The 18,123-nt window shown below is 67.8% G+C and carries 16 protein-coding genes; all 16 read left to right on the top strand.

All coding sequences use genetic code 11. The annotated features are described in order from the left end of the window. The first annotated feature begins 239 nt into the window (after positions 1-239). On the top strand, positions 240-2,864 hold the full coding sequence (alaS, locus tag ASC92_RS26405) for an alanine--tRNA ligase (protein WP_056521877.1): 2,625 nt from the start codon (positions 240-242) through the stop codon (positions 2,862-2,864). A 33-nt stretch (positions 2,865-2,897) separates the two neighbouring features. After that, positions 2,898-3,914: a 2-dehydropantoate 2-reductase gene (locus tag ASC92_RS26410; RefSeq protein WP_056521880.1), complete on the top strand. Its 1,017-nt coding sequence runs from the start codon at positions 2,898-2,900 to the stop codon at positions 3,912-3,914. A gap of 53 nt (positions 3,915-3,967) precedes the next feature. Continuing rightward, positions 3,968-5,227, top strand: coding sequence for a D-amino acid dehydrogenase (locus tag ASC92_RS26415; RefSeq protein ID WP_056521883.1), 1,260 nt, complete (start codon positions 3,968-3,970; stop codon positions 5,225-5,227). A 181-nt stretch (positions 5,228-5,408) separates the two neighbouring features. Next, entirely contained in the window at positions 5,409-6,392 is a 984-nt protein-coding gene (locus tag ASC92_RS26420; RefSeq protein WP_056521887.1) for a Bug family tripartite tricarboxylate transporter substrate binding protein, read from the top strand. A gap of 12 nt (positions 6,393-6,404) precedes the next feature. Then, positions 6,405-7,220: an SDR family oxidoreductase gene (locus tag ASC92_RS26425; protein ID WP_056521890.1), complete on the top strand. Its 816-nt coding sequence runs from the start codon at positions 6,405-6,407 to the stop codon at positions 7,218-7,220. A 30-nt stretch (positions 7,221-7,250) separates the two neighbouring features. Beyond that, positions 7,251-7,796, top strand: a complete 546-nt coding sequence (locus ASC92_RS26430) for a cupin domain-containing protein (protein ID WP_056521895.1) — start codon at positions 7,251-7,253, stop codon at positions 7,794-7,796. An 11-nt stretch (positions 7,797-7,807) separates the two neighbouring features. After that, complete coding sequence (locus tag ASC92_RS26435; RefSeq protein ID WP_056521897.1) at positions 7,808-8,668, top strand: alpha/beta fold hydrolase; 861 nt, start codon at positions 7,808-7,810, stop codon at positions 8,666-8,668. A gap of 41 nt (positions 8,669-8,709) precedes the next feature. After that, complete coding sequence (locus ASC92_RS26440; RefSeq protein ID WP_056521900.1) at positions 8,710-9,546, top strand: IclR family transcriptional regulator; 837 nt, start codon at positions 8,710-8,712, stop codon at positions 9,544-9,546. Between the two features lie 5 nt (positions 9,547-9,551). Next, positions 9,552-10,385: an SDR family oxidoreductase gene (locus ASC92_RS26445; RefSeq protein ID WP_056521902.1), complete on the top strand. Its 834-nt coding sequence runs from the start codon at positions 9,552-9,554 to the stop codon at positions 10,383-10,385. Next, positions 10,378-12,075: a thiamine pyrophosphate-binding protein gene (locus ASC92_RS26450; RefSeq protein ID WP_056521905.1), complete on the top strand. Its 1,698-nt coding sequence runs from the start codon at positions 10,378-10,380 to the stop codon at positions 12,073-12,075. The genes ASC92_RS26445 and ASC92_RS26450 overlap by 8 nt, the downstream gene beginning before the upstream one ends. Before the next feature lie 14 nt (positions 12,076-12,089). After that, entirely contained in the window at positions 12,090-12,887 is a 798-nt protein-coding gene (locus tag ASC92_RS26455) for an aspartate dehydrogenase (RefSeq protein ID WP_056521908.1), read from the top strand. Positions 12,888-12,895: 8 nt separating this feature from the next. Continuing rightward, positions 12,896-14,374 carry an aldehyde dehydrogenase gene (locus ASC92_RS26460; protein ID WP_056521911.1) on the top strand — a complete coding sequence of 493 codons (1,479 nt, stop codon included), beginning with the start codon at positions 12,896-12,898 and terminating at the stop codon, positions 14,372-14,374. A gap of 334 nt (positions 14,375-14,708) precedes the next feature. Further along, positions 14,709-15,680, top strand: a complete 972-nt coding sequence (locus tag ASC92_RS26465) for a VOC family protein (protein WP_056521914.1) — start codon at positions 14,709-14,711, stop codon at positions 15,678-15,680. Between the two features lie 14 nt (positions 15,681-15,694). Continuing rightward, positions 15,695-16,690 (top strand): Bug family tripartite tricarboxylate transporter substrate binding protein, encoded by a 996-nt coding sequence (locus ASC92_RS26470; protein WP_056522187.1) that lies wholly within the window; start codon positions 15,695-15,697, stop codon positions 16,688-16,690. Between the two features lie 44 nt (positions 16,691-16,734). Then, a complete protein-coding gene (locus ASC92_RS26475) occupies positions 16,735-16,956 on the top strand; it encodes a recombinase-like helix-turn-helix domain-containing protein (protein WP_056521917.1) in 222 nt (73 codons plus the stop codon). A 26-nt stretch (positions 16,957-16,982) separates the two neighbouring features. Continuing rightward, the gene (locus tag ASC92_RS26480) at positions 16,983-18,005 is read left to right on the top strand and encodes an aromatic ring-hydroxylating oxygenase subunit alpha (protein ID WP_056521920.1); all 1,023 of its coding nucleotides are present in this window, start codon (positions 16,983-16,985) and stop codon (positions 18,003-18,005) included. Positions 18,006-18,123 lie beyond the last annotated feature (118 nt).

The raw sequence follows: 18,123 nt of genomic DNA on the forward strand, positions 1-18,123 counted from the left end.
TTGATCTTGTGTCCGTACAAGTACGGATGGCGCCGGCCGTATTTGGTTCGCTTCTTTTGCGCCAAGTCACATATTAGCCGTGGCCTCCGGATCGTGCAGCTTGCGAGGCGGCGCGGGCGCATGGCCAAACCTATAATTGTTTGTTCAAGCAAATCAAGCAGTTAGGCCGGTTCGCCGCAGTGGGTTCGACATGAGGGTCGCCATCGCCGCGCCGCCCTCGACAGAAGACGAATCCAAAGATGAGCCAGCCCACATTCACGGTCGCGGACATCCGCAAGACCTTTCTCGATTTCTTCGCCTCCAAGGGCCATACGGTGGTGGCCTCCAGCTCGCTGGTGCCGGGCAACGACCCGACCCTCATGTTCACCAACTCGGGCATGGTCCAGTTCAAGGACGTGTTCCTGGGCGAAGACAAGCGCAATTACGTGCGCGCCGCCTCGGTCCAGGCCTGCCTGCGCGCCGGCGGCAAGCACAACGACCTCGAGAACGTGGGCTACACCGCGCGCCACCACACCTTCTTCGAGATGCTGGGCAACTGGAGCTTCGGCGACTACTTCAAGCGCGAATCGCTGAAGTGGGCATTCGAACTGCTGACCGAGGTCTACAAGCTGCCGGCCGAAAAACTCTGGGCCACCGTCTACATCGAGGACGACGAGGCCTACGACATCTGGACCAAGGAAATCGGCCTGCCGCCCGAGCGCGTCGTGCGCATCGGCGACAACAAGGGCGGGCGCTACATGTCCGACAACTTCTGGATGATGGCCGACACCGGCCCCTGCGGCCCGTGCTCCGAAATCTTCTTCGACCACGGCCCAGAGATCCCCGGCGGCCCGCCCGGTTCGCCCGATGAAGACGGAGACCGCTACATCGAGATCTGGAACAACGTGTTCATGCAGTTCGACATGCAGCCCGACGGCTCGGTCAAGAAACTGCCCGCACCCTGCGTCGACACCGGCATGGGCCTGGAACGTCTGGCCGCGATCCTGCAGCACGTGCACAGCAACTACGAGATCGACATCTTCGACGCGCTCATCAAGGCGGCAGGCCGCGAGACCGGCACGCAGGATCTCGCGAACAACTCGCTCAAGGTGATTGCCGACCACATCCGCGCCACCTCGTTCCTGGTGGCCGACGGCGTCATTCCGTCGAACGAAGGCCGCGGCTACGTGCAGCGCCGCATCATCCGCCGCGCCATTCGCCACGGCTACAAGCTGGGGCAGAAGAAGCCCTTCTTCCACAAGCTGGTGCCTGACCTCGTGAAGCTCATGGGCGATGCGTATCCCAAGCTGGTGGCCGATGAAAAGCGCATCACCGATACCCTGAAGGCCGAGGAAGAGCGCTTCTTCGAGACGCTGGCCAACGGCATGGAAATCCTCGACGCGGCGCTGGCCGGCGATGCCAAGGTGCTGCCGGGCGAAGTCGCCTTCAAGCTGCACGACACCTACGGCTTTCCGCTCGACCTGTCGGCTGACGTGTGCCGCGAGCGTGGCGTGAGCGTCGACGAGGCCGGCTTCAACGCCGCCATGGAAAAGCAGAAGGCTGCGGGCCGCGCGGCCGGCAAGTTCAAGATGGACCGCAACGTCGAATACGCCGGTGCGGGCAACATCTTCACCGGCTACGACCACCTGGAAGAAAACGCCAAGGTCGTGGCGCTGTACTTCGAAGGCGCTGCCGTTCAGGAACTGAAGGAAGGCCAGCCCGGCATCGTCGTGCTCGACACCACGCCTTTCTATTCCGAGAGCGGCGGCCAGGTCGGCGACCAGGGCGTGCTCGTTGCCGAAGGCGTGCAGTTCGGCGTCGAAGACACGCAGAAGATCAAGGCCGACGTGTTCGGCCACCACGGCACGCAGACCCAGGGCACGCTCAAGGTCGGCGACGCGGTCAAGGCCGCGGTCGACACCGCCCGCCGCGCCGCCACCATGCGCAACCACTCGGTCACCCACCTGATGCACAAGGCCCTGCGCGAAGTGCTGGGCGACCACGTGCAGCAGAAGGGCTCGCTGGTCGATGCCGACAAGACCCGCTTCGACTTCGCGCACAACGCGCCGGTCTCGCACGACCAGATCGTCGAGATCGAGAAGCGCGTCAACGCCGAGATCCTCGCCAACGCGCCGACCCAGGCTCGCGTGATGGACATGGAGTCGGCCCAGAAGACGGGCGCGATGATGCTGTTCGGCGAGAAGTACGGCGAGACCGTGCGCGTGCTCGACATCGGCACGAGCCGCGAACTCTGCGGCGGCACCCACGTGGGCCGCACGGGCGATATCGGCCTCTTCAAGATCGTCAGCGAAGGCGGCGTGGCCGCCGGCGTGCGACGCATCGAAGCGGTCACGGGTGCCAACGCGCTCACCTACTTGCAGGACCTCGAATCGACCGTGCACAGCGTGGCCGCCACGCTCAAGTCGCCGGCCGCCGAGCTGCAGGGCCGGCTCACGCAGGTGCTCGAGCAGGTGAGGGCGCTGGAGCGCGAAGTGGGCGCGCTCAAGGGCAAGCTCGCGTCGTCGAAGGGCGACGAGCTCGTCTCGCAAGCCGTGGACGTCAACGGCATCAAGGTGCTGGCCGCCAAGCTCGATGGCGCTGATGCCAAGACGCTGCGCGACACCATGGACAAGCTCAAGGACAAGCTCAAGACTGCCGCCATCGTGCTGGCCGCCGTCGACGGCGACAAGGTGCAGATCGCGGCCGGCGTCACGGCCGACAGCGTGGGCAAGGTCAAGGCCGGCGAGCTGGTCAACTTCGTGGCACAGCAGGTCGGCGGCAAGGGCGGCGGCAAGGCCGACATGGCCATGGCCGGCGGCACCAACGCGGCGGGCCTTGCGGCCGCGCTGCAGTCGGTGCAGGCCTGGATTGCGGAGCGCGCCTGACGCTCCGCCCGCCTCGAACCGCACAAGCACTTCATGCCAGACGCAACCCCCGGTGAAGTGCTCGTGATGGGGGCAGGCACCATCGGGTGCTTCATCGGCGGCAGCCTTGCGGCGGCCGGCGTGCCCGTCACTTTCGTCGGCCGTCCACGCATGCTGGACAAGCTCGCGGCGCATGGCCTGACGCTCACCGACATCGACGGGGCGACGCGCAGGCTGCCTGCCGAAAAATTGCGGCTGTGCGACCAGGTCCCGGTGGGTGCGCGGCCTTCGCTGGTGCTGCTGTGCGTGAAGAGCGGCGCCACTGCCGCGGCGGCCGGCGAGCTGGCTTTTGCATTGCCCGCGGGCACCACGGTGGTCTCGCTGCAGAACGGCATCTCCAATTCCGCGGCCGCATCGCAGACCGGCCCCTCGCTGAATGTGCGGGCCGGCATGGTGCCGTACAACGTGGCCGAGATCGGCCCCGGCGCCTTCCATCGCGGCACCGCTGGCCGGCTGGCCGCGGAAGACGATGCGGCGCTGCGCCCCTGGCTGCCCGTGTTCGAGCGCGCCGGCGTGCCGATCGACCTGCATGCCGATCTGCTGCCCGTACAGTGGGGCAAGCTGATGCTCAATCTCAACAATTCGGTCAACGCGCTCTCGGGCCTGCCGCTGCGCGAAGAGCTGATGCTGCGCGGCTACCGCCGCTGCTTCGCGTCGCTGATCGAGGAGGCGTTGGACATCCTCAAGGTCGCGGGCGTCGCACCGGCGCAGGTCGCTGCCGTTCCGGCGCACCGGCTGGTCAACCTGCTGCGCCTGCCCGACTGGCTGTTTCGCATCGTTGCGGCGCGCATGCTGCGCATCGATGCCAAGGCTCGCTCCAGCATGGCCGACGACCTTGCGCTGGGCCGCCGCACCGAGATCGACTCGCTCAGCGGCGAGGTCGTGCGCCTCGCGCAGGAGCACGGCCTGAGCGCGCCGCGCAATGCGCGCATGGTCGCGTTGCTCGATGCCTGGCCGCAGAGCCCCAAGCGCTGGACGGCACGGCAATTGCAGGATGCGCTTGGCCTGTAGCGCTTAGCCTGTACCCTCGGCTGCGTTGCAGCAGCTTTCAAAGGGTTGTTCTCATGCAGGTCCTGATTCTCGGCAGCGGTGTCATCGGCACCTCGATGGCTTACTACCTGGCGCGTGCCGGGCACGAGGTGACGGTGCTGGAGCGCCAGCCGGCGCCCGCACTCGAAACCAGCTTCGGCAACGCGGGGGAGGTCTCGCCCGGCTACTCGGCGCCGTGGGCCGGGCCCGGCGTGCCGGTCAAGGCCATCAAGTGGATGCTGATGCGGCACAGCCCGCTGGTCATCAAGCCGATGCTCGATCCGGCCATGTGGCGCTGGGGCCTTGCGATGCTGCGCAACTGCACGCAGGCGCGCTACGAGATCAACAAGGGCCGCATGGTGCGGCTCGCCGAGTACAGCCGCGATTGCCTGAAGGCGCTGCGCGCCGATACCGGCATCGCCTACGACGAGCGCATGCAGGGCACGCTGCAGTTGTTCCGCACGCAGCAGCAGCTCGACGGCACCTCGAAAGACGTCGAAGTGCTCAAGGCCTCCGGCGTGCCCTACCAGGTGCTCGACCGCGAAGGCTGCGTGCAGTACGAGCCCGCGCTTGCAGGCGTGAAGGACAAGTTCGTGGGTGGCCTTCGCCTGCCGGGCGACGAGACCGGCGACTGCTTCAAGTTCACGCAGGCACTCGCCAAGCTGGCGGAGGCCGAGGGCGTGAAGTTCAGGTTCGGCGTGAACATCCAGGCCATCGAGCACGATGCAGTCAAGGGCGTGACGGCTGTGCGCACCGATGCCGGCGGCTTCACCGCCGAGCGCTACGTGGTCGCGCTCGGCAGCTACTCGTCCGCGCTGGTCAGGCCGCTGGGCATTCGCCTGCCGGTGTACCCGGTCAAGGGCTTCTCGATCACCGTGCCCATCTCCGATGCCGGCGGCGCACCCGAGTCGACCGTGATGGACGAGACCTTCAAGGTGGCCGTCACACGGCTTGGCAGCCGCATCCGCGTCGGCGGCACCGCGCAGCTCTCGGGCTTCGACCTGCGCCTGGACGCGCGCCGGCGCGACACGCTCGAACACGTCGTGACGGACCTGTTCCCCCGCGGCGGCAACGTGCGCGACGCCTCCTTCTGGACCGGCCTGCGCCCGATGACGCCCGACGGCACGCCGGTGATCGGCGCCACCCGAATTCCCAACCTGATGCTGAGCACCGGCCACGGCACCCTTGGCTGGACCATGGCGGCCGGCACCGGCCGCGTGATGGCCGACCTGATCGCGGGCAGGGCGCCCGAGATCGACATGGAAGGTCTCACCGTGGCGCGCTACGGCGGCTGAGCGGCAACCGCGCTTTCCAATCCCGCAGGGCGGCCCGCAAAGGCCGCCCTGTTTTCGTTGCATTACAAGAACTAGGGTTTCTACTTAGTCATGAAGTTTGTCTTCCTCGGTATTCTTCGTGGCGTTCCATTAATAAATCGTTGTTTCTTTAGTGAAACAAATCCACGATCCCACGGACCCGATGAAACACACACGCCGTCATGTCTTTGCCGCTGCCATTTCCCTGGCGGCCGCTTGCGCCACCGGACTCGCCTGGGCAGACAGCTACCCGAGCAAGCCGATCACCCTGGTCGTCGCCTATCCGGCCGGTGGCGACACCGACGCATTGGCGCGGCTTTTCGCCGAAAAGCTGTCGACGCGCGTCGGCCAGCCCGTGGTGGTCGACAACCGCCCCGGTGCCAGCGGCATCATCGGCAGCGCCTACGTGTCGAAGGCCGCGCCCGACGGCTACACGCTGCTGCTCGCGCCCAGCACCTTCTCGATCGCGCAACTGGTGCTGAAGACGAACGGCTCTTCGGGCTACGACGTGCTGAACGGCTTCACGCCGATCGTGCAGACCGGCAGCCAGCCGCTGTTTCTCGTGGCCGCCGGCGGCAGCGGCTTCGCGAGCGTGAAGGATGCGGTGGCCGCCGCGAAGGACGGCAAGTCGCTGAGCTATGCGAGCCCGGGCAGCGGCTCGCCGATGCACATCCTCGGCGAGATGTTCGCCCGCACCTCGGGCGCGAGCCTCTCGCACGTGCCGTACAAGGGCGTGGCCCCCGCGGTCAACGACGTGCTGGGCGGCCATGTGCCGGTCACCTTCATCACGCTCGGCCCCGTGGCGCCGTATTTCGCCAACGGCAAGATGCGCCCGCTGGCCGTGGCCTCGGCCCAGCGCTCGCCGCTCGCGCCCAACGTGCCGACGCTGGCGGAGCTGGGATACAAGGACGTCGAGGTCGCGGCCTGGAACGGCCTCTGGGGCCCGCGCAACCTGCCGCCCGAGATCGTGAAGATGCTCAACGGCCACTTCAACGAGATCCTCAAGATGCCTGACATCGCCGCGCGCATGGCGGTGCTCGGCACCACGCCCGTGGGCGGCGGCGCCGACGTGCTCGGCAAGACCAACGCCGCCGACTACACGCGCTTCGGCAAGGTCATCAAGGAACTCGGCATCCAGGCCGACTGAACCACGCATCCCATGTCCGAACTCAAAGCCATTCCCGATCCCTCAAGCCTGCAGGCACTGCTGGCCGAACTGCCCGCCAACCTGCTGGCGGGCCGCCGCGTCCTCGTGACCGGCGGCGCACGCGGCCTGGGGCTTGCCTTCGCGCAGTGCATCGCCGCGGCGGGCGCGAGCGTGGTGCTGGCCGACATCCTCGGCGAGCTGGCCGACACCGAAGCGAAGGCGCTGCGCAAAGCGGGCCGCATCGCCCACGCGCTGCCGGTCGACCTGTCGAACCCGGGCTCCATCGTGGCCTGCGCCGATGAAGCTGTCCGACTGCTCGGCGGCCTCGACGGACTCGTGAACAACGCCGCCATCACCAACTCGGGCGGGCGCGACGCGCACCAGCTCGAGATCGACATGTGGGACCGCGTGATGAACGTCAACGTGCGCGGCAGCTGGCTCATGGGCCGCGCCTGCCGGGCCGCGCTGGCCGAAAGCGGCCGCGGTGCCATCGTCAACCTCGCGTCCGACACCGCACTGTGGGGCGCGCCCAACCTGCTGGCCTATGCGTCGAGCAAGGGCGCCGTCATTGCCATGACGCGCTCGCTGGCACGCGAATGGGGCGGCGACAACATCACCGTCAACGCCGTGGCACCGGGCCTCACGCTGGTCGAGGCCACCGAGTACGTGCCGATGGCGCGCCACCAGAAATACCTCGAAGGCCGCGCCATTCCGCGCGAGCAGCAGGCCGCCGACGTGTGCGGCGCGACCCTGTTCCTGCTTTCCGGCCTCTCGCGCTTCGTGACCGGCCAACTGCTTGCCGTCAACGGCGGCTTCGCGATGCACTGAACGAATTTTTCCGACCAAGGAGTACACCCGATGAGCGATCTGTCCGAACAGCAAAAGATCACCGATGGCAGCAACAGCCTGGCGCAGCCCGAAGGCGCGAGCCTCGCGGAGTGGATGAACACCCGCATCGCGCGCTACGAAACCCGCAAATACGACTGGGATGCGCTGAAGTTCCAGGCCGACTTCGACCCCAAGTTCCGCCGCGCCCAGATGCGCTACGTGGGCACGGGCGGCACCGGCGTTGCGAAGGACGTCAACACCGTGCCCGCCGAGAACTTCACCTTCTCGACCATGGTGATCCCCGCCGGCCACGAAGGCCCGCCGCACTTGCACACCGACGTGGAAGAAGTGTTCTTCCTGATCCGCGGCAAGCTCAAGGTGGTGATCGAGAAAGACGGCGAGCGCTTCGAGACCATCATGACCGACCGCGACCTGATCTCGGTGCCGCCCGGCGTGTACCGCGAGGAGATCAACATCGGCGACGAAGACGCGCTGATGTGCGTGATGCTCGGCGCGAAGAAGCCGGTCACGCCGACGTACCCTGCCGATCACCCGCTGGCCAAGATCAAGCGCTGAGCGAGCCGGCCATGAACGACGCAATCGCTTCCGACCTGACGACCTTGCCGGCCTCCGAGCTGACGCGGCTCGATGTCCGCTTTCCGGCCCGCCATGTGGCTGTGGGCGGCGGCGCCGTGGTGTCGGTGCGCGAATACGGCCAGGGGCCGGTGGCCGTGTGCCTGCACGGCATCGGCTCGGGTGCGGCGTCGTGGCTCGACACCGCCGCGTTGCTGGCGTCGCAGGCCCGCCTGATCGCGTGGGACGCGCCGGGCTACGGCGAGTCGACGCCGCTCGAAGCCGCTGCACCGACTGCCGCTGACTACGCGGCGCGGCTGAGCGCCTTGCTGGACGCACTTGCCATCGATTCGTGCGTGCTCGTTGGCCACTCGCTCGGCGCAATCACCGCTGCGTCGGCCGCGCGCAGCGACAAGCGCATCCGCCGCCTCGTGCTCGTCAGCCCGGCCATCGGCTATGGCGCGCCGTCCCGCGCGGAAGCCCGCGCCAAGGTCCGCACCGAACGTCTCGCCACGCTCGACGAACTCGGCATCGCCGGCATGGCCGCGAAGCGTGCGGGCCGGCTCGTGTCCGACAAGGCGAGCGACCACGCCCGCCGGTGGGTGCGCTGGAACATGGCTCGCCTCAACGACCATGGCTACCGCCAGGCCGTCGAGCTGCTGTGCAACGCCGACCTGCTGGCCGACCTGCCGCCGCCGATGCCGGTGCGCGTGGCTTGCGGCGCGCTCGACGTGGTCACGCCGCCGGCGTCGTGCGCCGAGGTTGCGCGCCAGTGCGGCGTGACGCTCGAATTGTTGGACGATGCGGGGCACGCCGGCTATGTGGAGCAACCGCAGGCCGTCGCCACGCTGCTGCGCGAATCGCTCGCCGGCTGACCGCAATACACACAGACAAGAAATTCAAGGAAAGAACAGGCATGGCCACCAACGACAAGGAAGCGATGGAAGAGGGCGCCGACCGCTACAACGTGCCGGCGCTGGAGCGCGGCCTGCGCGTGCTGTGCGAGTTCAGCCGCGAGAGCCGCACGCTCTCCGCCCCCGAACTGGCCCGCCGCTTCGACCTGCCGCGCTCGACCGTGTTCCGCCTGCTCACGACGCTGGAGAACATGGGCTTTCTCGAACGCGCCGAGGGTGGGCGCGACTACCGCCTGGGCCTGGCCGTGCTGCGCCTGGGCTTCGAATACCTCGCCTCGCTGGAACTCACGCAACTCGGCACGCCGCTGCTCAACCGCCTGTGCGACGAACTGCGCACGCCCTGCAACCTGGTGGTGCGCGACGGCCGCTCCATCGTCTACGTGGCCAAGGTCGCGCCGCCCACGCCTTTCGCGAGCTCGGTGACGGTGGGCACGCGGCTGCCGGCTCATGCCACGGTGCTCGGCCGCATCCTGCTCGAAGACCTCACGCTGCCGCAGCTGCGCGCGCTCTACCCCGAGGACAAGCTCGAAACCTTCTCGCCGAGCACGCCCAAGACCGTGAACGAACTCTTCGACATGGTGCAGGCCGACCGCCAGCGCGGCTATGTGCTGGGCGAGGGCTTCTTCGAATCGAACATCTCCAGCATCGCCGCGCCGGTGCGCGACCACAGCGGCCACATCGTGGCGGCGCTGGGAGCCACCGTCACCTCGGACCACATCGACGAGAGCCGCATGGACGAGATGGTGCTGCGCGTGCGCGGCACGGCGGACGAGATCTCGGGCCTGCTGAACTATTCGCCCGCGCGCGCCGCAAAAGTGGTGCCACTTCGCAGCGCCTGACAGTCATGACGACGCATTCGTCTTCCCTCCTTGCTGCCGACGCATTGGCCGGCCGCGTGGCCGTGGTCACGGGCGGCTCGTCGGGCATCGGCCTCGCGACCGTCGAGCTGCTGCTCGGCTGCGGCGCGGCCGTTGCGCTGTGTGGCCGCAATGCCGAACGGCTCGACGCGGCCGTGGCCGGCCTGCGCAAGCGGCACCCGGATGCGAAGCTCTTCGCGCAGGCCTGCGACGTGCTCGACGCCAACTCGGTGAAGGCATTTTCCGCCGCCAGCGAGGCCGCGCTCGGCCCGGCCTCGATGCTCGTCAACAACGCAGGGCAGGGCCGCGTCTCCACCTTCGCCGACACCGACGATGCGGCCTGGACCGAAGAGCTCAACCTGAAGTTCTTCTCCGTCATCAACCCTACGCGTGCCTTCCTGCCGCAGCTCGCGGCGCAGCGCGCGGTGCTGGGCGACGCGGCCATCGTCTGCGCCAACTCGCTGCTCGCGCGCCAGCCCGAGCCGCACATGGTCGCCACCTCGGCAGCGCGCGCCGGCCTGCTGAACCTCGTGCGCTCGATGGCCACCGAGTTCGCGCCGCAGGGCGTGCGCGTCAACGGCATCCTGATCGGCCTCGTCGAGTCCGGCCAGTGGCGCCGCCGCTTCGAGGCGCGCGAAGACAAGTCGCAGGACTGGGCTGCCTGGAGCGGCCAGCTCGCGAAGAACAAACACATCCCGCTGGGTCGCCTGGGGCTTCCGACCGAAGCCGCGCGCGCGATCCTTTTTCTTGCTTCGCCCTTCGCGTCGTATACGACGGGCAGCCACATCGACATTTCCGGAGGCCTTTCGCGCCATGCATAACCCCAACAAAACCGTCACGGTCGGCGCAGTCGTTGCCGCCTTCCTCGAGCAGTGCGGCGTCAAGGCAGCCTTTGGCGTGATCTCGATCCACAACATGCCGATCCTCGATGCCTTCGCGCAGCGCGGCACGATCCGCTTCATCTCGGCGCGGGGCGAGGCGGGCGCAGGCAACATGGCCGACGCCTATGCGCGCTCCACCGCCAGCCTGGGCGTGTGCATCACCAGCACCGGCCCGGCCGCGGGCAACATCGCGGGCAGCATGGTCGAGGCGCTAACGGCCGGCGCGCCGCTCTTGCACATCACCGGGCAGATCGAGACGCCGTACCTGGACAAGGGCATGTCGTACATCCACGAGGCGCCCGACCAGCTCACCATGCTCAAGGCCGTGTCGAAGGCCGCGCTGCGCGTGCGCAGCGTCGAGACGGTGCTCGGCACGCTCAAGCGCGCGGTAGAGCTCGCGCTGACCGCACCCACCGGCCCGGTCAGCGTGGAGATTCCGATCGACATCCAGTCGGCGCTGACGACCATGCCGGCCGACCTGTCGCCGCTGCCCATCGAGCGGCCGGTGCCGTCGGCCGCCGCGCTCGACGCGCTGGCCGCGCGCCTCGCCGTTGCCAAGCGCCCGATGCTGTGGGTCGGCGGCGGTGCCCGCCACGCCCGCGCCGCCATCCAGCGCCTGCAGAAGCTGGGCTTCGGCGTGGTCACCACGACGCAGGGTCGCGGCACGGTGCCCGAGGACGACGCCGGCTCGCTCGGCGCCTACAACATCCAGAAGCCGATCGAGGCCCTCTACCAGACCTGCGATGCGATGCTCGTGGTCGGTTCGCGCCTGCGCGGCAACGAGACGCTGAAGTACGAACTGAAGCTGCCGCACCCGCTGTACCGCATCGACGCCGATGCCGCCGCCGAAGGCCGCTGCTACGCGTCCGAGGCCTTCGTCTGCGGCGATTCCGCGCTGGCCCTCGAAGGCCTCGCCGATCGCCTCGAAGCCGCCAGGTACAAGGCCGACCCGCAACTGCTGGTCGACCTGCGCACCGCGCACGACCAGGCGGTCGCCACGCTGCGCGACGGCCTCGGCCCGTACGCCGAACTCGTGCGACAGATCCAGTCGGTGGCCGGCCGCAAGTTCAACTGGGTGCGCGACGTCACCGTTTCCAACAGCACCTGGGGCAACCGCGAACTGCGCGTGTTCGAACCCAGCGCCGGCGTGCACGCCACGGGCGGCGGCATCGGCCAGGGCATGCCCATGGCCATTGGCGCGGCCATCGGCGCGGCGGTGACGGGCTCGGGCCGCAAGACCTTCTGCCTGGCCGGCGACGGCGGCTTCATCCTGAACCTGGGCGAGCTGGCCTGCATGGTGCAGGAGAAGGCGCCGATGGTGATCGTGCTCATGAACGACAAGAGCTACGGCGTCATCAAGAACATCCAGGACGCACAGTACGGCGGCCGCCAGTGCTATGCCGAGCTGCACACGCCCGACTACGACCTGCTGTGCAAGTCGATCGCGCTGCCGCACGCCCGCGTGCAGGACCTGGCCGATCTGCCGGCCCGCCTGGACGAGGCGCTGTCCGCCAACGGCCCGTTCCTGCTGGAGATCGACATGCTGTCGATCGGCGGTTTCAAGACCACCTTCGCCGGCCCGCCGACCAACACGATCACGCAGATTCCTGCGCTCGGCGCGGCCAAGTGAGCGGAGCCTTTCCCATGCCCGCCATCACGCGCATTGCACTCATCGGCTGCGGAGCCATCGGCACCTCGGTGCTCGAACTGCTCCGGGGCGATCCGGCCCTCGAGGTTGTGGCCATCGTCGTGCCCGCTGAGGGCATCGCCGCCGCGCAGAAGGCCGCCCCCGACGCACAGGTGGGCAGCGCCGTGCCCGCCGCCGGCATCGACCTCGTGGTCGAGACGGCCGGCCATGCCGCCATCGAAGAGCACGTGCTGCCTGCGCTGGCACGCGGCACGCCTTGCGTGGTGGCCTCTGTCGGCGCACTGTCGGCCACGGGCTTCGCCGAGAAGCTCGAGGCTGCCGCCATTGCCGGCAACACGCAGGTGCAGCTGATTCCCGGTGCCATCGGCGCCATCGACGCGCTCGCCGCGGCCCGCATCGGCGGCCTCGACAGCGTGCGCTACACCGGCCGCAAGCCGCCGCAGGCCTGGAAGGGCACGCCGGCCGAGCAGGGCCGCGACCTCGACAGGCTGGCGCGGGAAACCGTGATCTTCGAAGGCAGCGCGCGCGAAGCGGCCTTGCTGTATCCGAAGAACGCCAACGTCGCGGCCACGGTGTCGCTCGCGGGGCTGGGGCTGGACAAGACGGTGGTGCGCCTCATTGCCGACCCCGCCACCACCGAGAACGTGCACACCGTCGAAGCCGAAGGCGCCTTCGGCAGCTTCGAGCTGACGATGCGCAACAAGCCGCTCGCGGCCAACCCCAAGACCTCGGCGCTGACCGTGTACAGCGCCGTGCGCGCGCTGCGCAACCGCGTCGCGCCTCTCGCCATCTGAGTCACCCCATGATTTCTTCCGAACTTCTCCCGATCTGCATCGCAGGCGAATGGCGCCTGGGCGGCGGCGACGTGTACGAGAGCTTTTATCCGGCCACCGGCGAACCCATCGCGCGCCTGAAGGCCGCGAGCCTCGCCGATGTCGAGGAGGCCATCACCCGTGCCGACCATGCGTTCCGCACCAGCGGCTGGGCCCAGCGCCTGCCGCACGAGCGCGCCGCCGTGCTGCACCGCGTGGCGCAGCTGATCCGCGAAGAGGGCGAGTCGCTCGCGCAGAAGCAGCGCCTGGACAACGGCAAGCCGATCAGCGAAACGCGCAACCTCGTGGCCAGCGCCGCGGGCACTTTCCAGTTCTTCGCGGCAGCGCTCGAGACGCTGGAAGAAACCATCACCCCTTCGCGCGGCGCCTTCGTCACGATGAGCGTGCACGAGCCGATGGGTGTGGTCGCGGCCATCACGCCGTGGAACTCGCCCATTGCGAGCGAAGCCCAGAAGCTCGCACCCGCGCTCGCGGCCGGCAACGCGGTGGTCGTGAAGCCCGCCGAAGTCACGCCGCTGATGGCGCTGGAGCTGGCGCGCATCTGCGAGCAGGCCGGCGTGCCGAAGGGCATCGTGAGCGTGCTGCCGGGCAGGGGCTCGGTCATCGGCGATGCGATCACCAAGCATCCGCTGGTCAAACGCGTGTCGTTCACGGGTGGCACCACCACCGGCAAGCACATTGCGCACATCGCGGCCGACAAGATGATGCCGGTGTCGCTGGAGCTGGGCGGCAAGTCGCCCACCATGGTGCTCGACGACGCAGACCTCGAGCATGCGGTGAATGGCGTGCTGTACGGAATTTTCAGTTCGTCCGGCGAGTCGTGCATCGCGGGTTCGCGCCTGTTCGTGGCGCGCGGCATCTACGACGAGTTCCTCACGCGGCTGGCCGAAGGCGCCAATGCATTGCGCGTGGGCGATCCGGCCTTGGAGCGCACGCAGATGGGGCCGCTCATCACCGCCAAGCATCGCGAGGGCATCGAGCGTTATGTGGACCTGGGTGTGTCCGAAGGCGGGCGCATCCGCACTGGTGGCGTGCGCCCGCACGGCGCCGGCTACGACGGCGGTTATTTCTACAAGCCGACCATCATCGAAGGTCTCGACAACAGCGCGCGCATCAGCCAGGAAGAGATCTTCGGCCCGGTGCTCGTCGCGATGCCTTTCGACGATGAAGAGTCCCTGATCGCGCAGGCCAACGACAGCGTCTACGCGCTGGCCGCCGGCATCTGGAGCCGCGACTTCAAGCGCGCCTGGAAGCTCGGCCGCGCGGTGCAGGCCGGCACGGTCTGGGTCAATACCTACAAGCAGTTCTCAGTGTCCACGCCGTTCGGTGGCTGGCGCGACAGCGGCCTGGGCCGCGAGAAGGGCCGCGAAGGCATCTTCCAGTACATGGAGCAGAAGAGCATGTACTGGGGAACGAACGAACAACCTTTGCCTTGGTCACTGGGATGAAATCCTTCGCTTCCATTTGTCGCGTTGTGCGTTGTTCGGGGTGCGATCACGCCGACGGGGTACCTTGCTCCGCGAATGTCCCCCGGCCTGCGGCCTCCTCCTTTATTTCGCTGCGCAAGGCACCCCGCCAGCGTGATCGTTGGACAGAGCAGTCGTTGATCGGCCAACACCACAGCCGCGCTCATCGTGCACAGGGCACCGGGTGCTCCCCGCAGCGAAATAAAGGAGGAGCCGAAGGCGGGGGACATTCGCGGAGGGGAGTACCCGGTGGCCTGTGCACGCGCCCCGAGCAAGAGCACCCGAACGAAACAACGCAGCACAGCGAAAGCCTGACATGAGCGTACTCGGCATCGACCAGATCACCTATGGGGCAGACGACCTGCCCACCTGCCGCCGCTTCTTCGAAGACTGGGGCCTCGCGCTCAAGTCGGAAGCGCACGACGAACTCGTCTTCGAGTGCCTCAACGGCTGCAAGGTCGTCGTTGCGGCGTTGGACAAGCCCGGCCTGCCGAGCGCGATGGAAGAGGGCCCGACGCTGCGCGAAGTGGTGTGGGGCGTGCAGAACGATGCGGACCTCGACCGCTACGCCGCCGCCATCGCTAAAGATCCGGCCTTCTTCGACAGCACCGTCGACGGCGCACGCCGCATCGGCTGCATCGACCCCAACGGCCTCGCCGTGCGCCTGCAGGTCAGCCGCAAGCATGCCGTCGACGTCGAATGCGGCGCCATGAACACCTGGAACGCCAAGCCGCGCATCAACCAGGCCGCACCCATCTACGAACGCGCGACGCCCATCGAGGTCGGCCACGTCGTGTTCTTCGTGAGCGACGTGAAGGCCACCAGCGCGTTCTACGCGCAGCGCTTCGGCTTCGTCTCGTCCGACAGCTATCCGAACCGCGGCGCCTTCATGCGTTGCGCGGCGGAGGGCGGCCACCACGACCTGTTCCTGCTGCAGATTCCCTCGGGCAAGCGCGGGCTCAACCACGTGGCCTTCACCGTGCGCGACATCCACGAGGTGTTCGGCGGCGGCCTGCATTTCTCGCGCCGCGGCTGGGAAACCCAGCTCGGCCCGGGCCGTCACCCGGTGTCTTCGGCGTACTTCTGGTACTTCAAGAACCCGGCCGGCGGATTGATCGAGTACTACGCCGACGAAGACCAGCTCACCGCCGACTGGCAGCCGCGCGAATTCGAGCCCGGCCCCACGGTGTTCGCGGAATGGGCGGTCGACGGTGGCCTCGATGGAGACACGCGCCGCCAGAAGAACGCGGAAGGCCCCAAGGGCGCTTTCCTTACCGAAAAGAAATGACCCACCCGACCACCATGCAAAGACGTTTCACCATTTCCGTCCTGTTCGCCGCGCTCACGGCCTTCGCCGTGGCCGCACCCGTGCACGCACAGCAGAGCGACGCACAGAAGCAGCTCGCCAGCGAACGCTTCACCATCGTCTCGCCGTTCCCGCCCGGCGGCCCGGTCGACACGCTGGCGCGCGTTCTCTCCGACGGTCTCGCCAAGCGCTACGGCCAGGCCGCAGTGGTCGAGAACCTCGTCGGCGCGGCCGGCAACATCGGCATCGACAAGGTCAAGCGCGCCAAGGGCGACGGCCACACGCTGCTCGTGGTGCCGGCAGGCAACCTCACGATCAACCCGACGCTGATGCCGAACTTTCCGTTCGACATCGAGAAGGACTTCGTGCCCGTCACCATGCTCGCCAAGGCGCCCAACGTGCTGGTGGCGTCGCCGTCGTCGGGCATCAAGAGCGCGAAGGAACTGGTGGCGATGGCCAAGGCCAAGCCGAACACGCTGTCGTACGCCTCGCCGGGCGTGGGAAGCGGCCTGCACCTGGCGGGCGAGCTGTTCAAGCAGCAGGCCGGCATCGATCTGCTGCACGTGCCTTACAAGGGCACGGCGCCCGCGCTGAACGACGTGCTCGGCGGCTCGGTGCCGCTGATGTTCAGCAACCTGCCCGCGAGCATGCCCTTCATCAAGAACGGCAAGCTCGTCGCATTGGGCGTGACCGAGGCCAAGCGCAGCGCCGCCGCACCGGACATCCCGACGCTCGCGGAACAAGGCATCCAGGGCGTGACCGTGACCTCGTGGTACGGCCTGCTGGCGCCCAAGGGCACGCCGCCCGCCGTGGTCGAGCAGCTCGCGAAGGACGCGGCGCAGATGCTGGCCCAGCCCGACGTGCGCGAGAGCCTGAAGGCGCAGGGCATGACCGACGCGGCGATGAAGCCTTCCGAGTTCTCTGCGCTCATCCGCGACGAGACAGCCGTGTGGGCCAAGATCATCAAGGCTCGCAACATCGTGGCCGAGTGAGCGGCCGGCCCCCATTTATTCACCTCATCCCACGGAGGCACACCATGCAACAAGACCGCTATCTCCAACCGCACCAGGCGCGCCAGCGCCCCGCGACCACCTACGAAGACCTGCTGGGCGACGTGATCGAACGCGCCTTTGCCGACGGCATCCACGACCTTGGCGGGCTGGTGCAGCGCCTGAACGACAGCGGCCTCGCCACCCCCGGCGGCCAGCCGTGGACCGAAGCGCTGTACGGCAAGGAAATGGCCGCGCTCGGCGCCTGAGCAGAGAGGCTGAGAGAGACATCACCATGACCATCGCCATCACCCCCGTCCCCGCCGACCCGGTGGACCACCTGCTCGAGATCGGCCTGAAGGATCTCTGGTACCCGATCTGCCCCTCGCACTTCATCAAGGAGAACCCCATCTCGCTGCGCCGCCTCGGCCGCAAGCTCGCGCTGTGGCGCGACAACGAAGGCGTGCTGCATGCGCTGGAAGACCGCTGCCCGCACCGCGGCGCGCCGCTGTCGCAGGGCGTGGTGCTCGGCGACCGGCTTTCGTGCCCCTACCACGGCGTCGAGGTGCGCCACGACGGCGTCGTCACGCGCGTGCCCGGCAGCCCGGGCTGCAAGCTGGAAGGCTCGCAGGCCACGCGGCACTTTCATGTGCAGGAGCGTGCGGGCGCCGTGTTCCTCTACAACTCGAAGGAATCGGTCGACGTGCCGCCGCCGCTGGTGCTGCCCGAGCAGCTGACAGACGACGCCGAATACGCGAGCTTCCTCTGCTACACCGAGTGGAAGGGCGACTACCGCTATGTGCTCGACAACGTGATGGACCCGATGCACGGCACGTACCTGCACAAGCAGTCGCACTCGATGGCAGAGGGCGACTCGAGCGCCAAGTTCGGCATTCGCGCGACCGACATCGGCTTCGTGTTCGAGAAGGAAGGCCAGCGCAACGTCAACTTCGACTGGACCGAATGGGCCGACACCGGCATCCACTGGATGCGCCTCGAAATCCCGTACCCGAAGACCGGCGGCCCCGGCGGCAACTTCATCATCATCGGTGCCTTCTCGCCGATCGCGAAGGGCATGACGGCCACCTTCTTCTGGCGCGTGCGCAAGCTGCCAGCAGGGTGGGAGCGCGACACCTGGCGCTTCCTCTACAAGAACCGCCTGGAGGCGCGCCACTGGCACGTGCTGGAGCAAGACCGCGTGATGCTCGAAGAGATGGAGCCCGACGCCAACCAGCACGAGAACCTGTACCAGCACGACCTGGGCATCGTCCGCCTGCGCCGCCACATGCGCAACCTCGCGCAGGCACAAATTGGCTAACCCCCAGGCTTGCCCACTTCGTGTGGCCTCCAACCCCCTTGCAGGGGGCAACACCAGCGGCCCGGCAAAGCCGGTTCCGCGGTGTTTCTGGAATGAATCCGGGTCTTTGAAGAGGTAG

It is taken from the genome of Variovorax sp. Root411, from assembly GCF_001425205.1.
In the GTDB taxonomy this organism is placed as follows: domain Bacteria; phylum Pseudomonadota; class Gammaproteobacteria; order Burkholderiales; family Burkholderiaceae_C; genus Variovorax.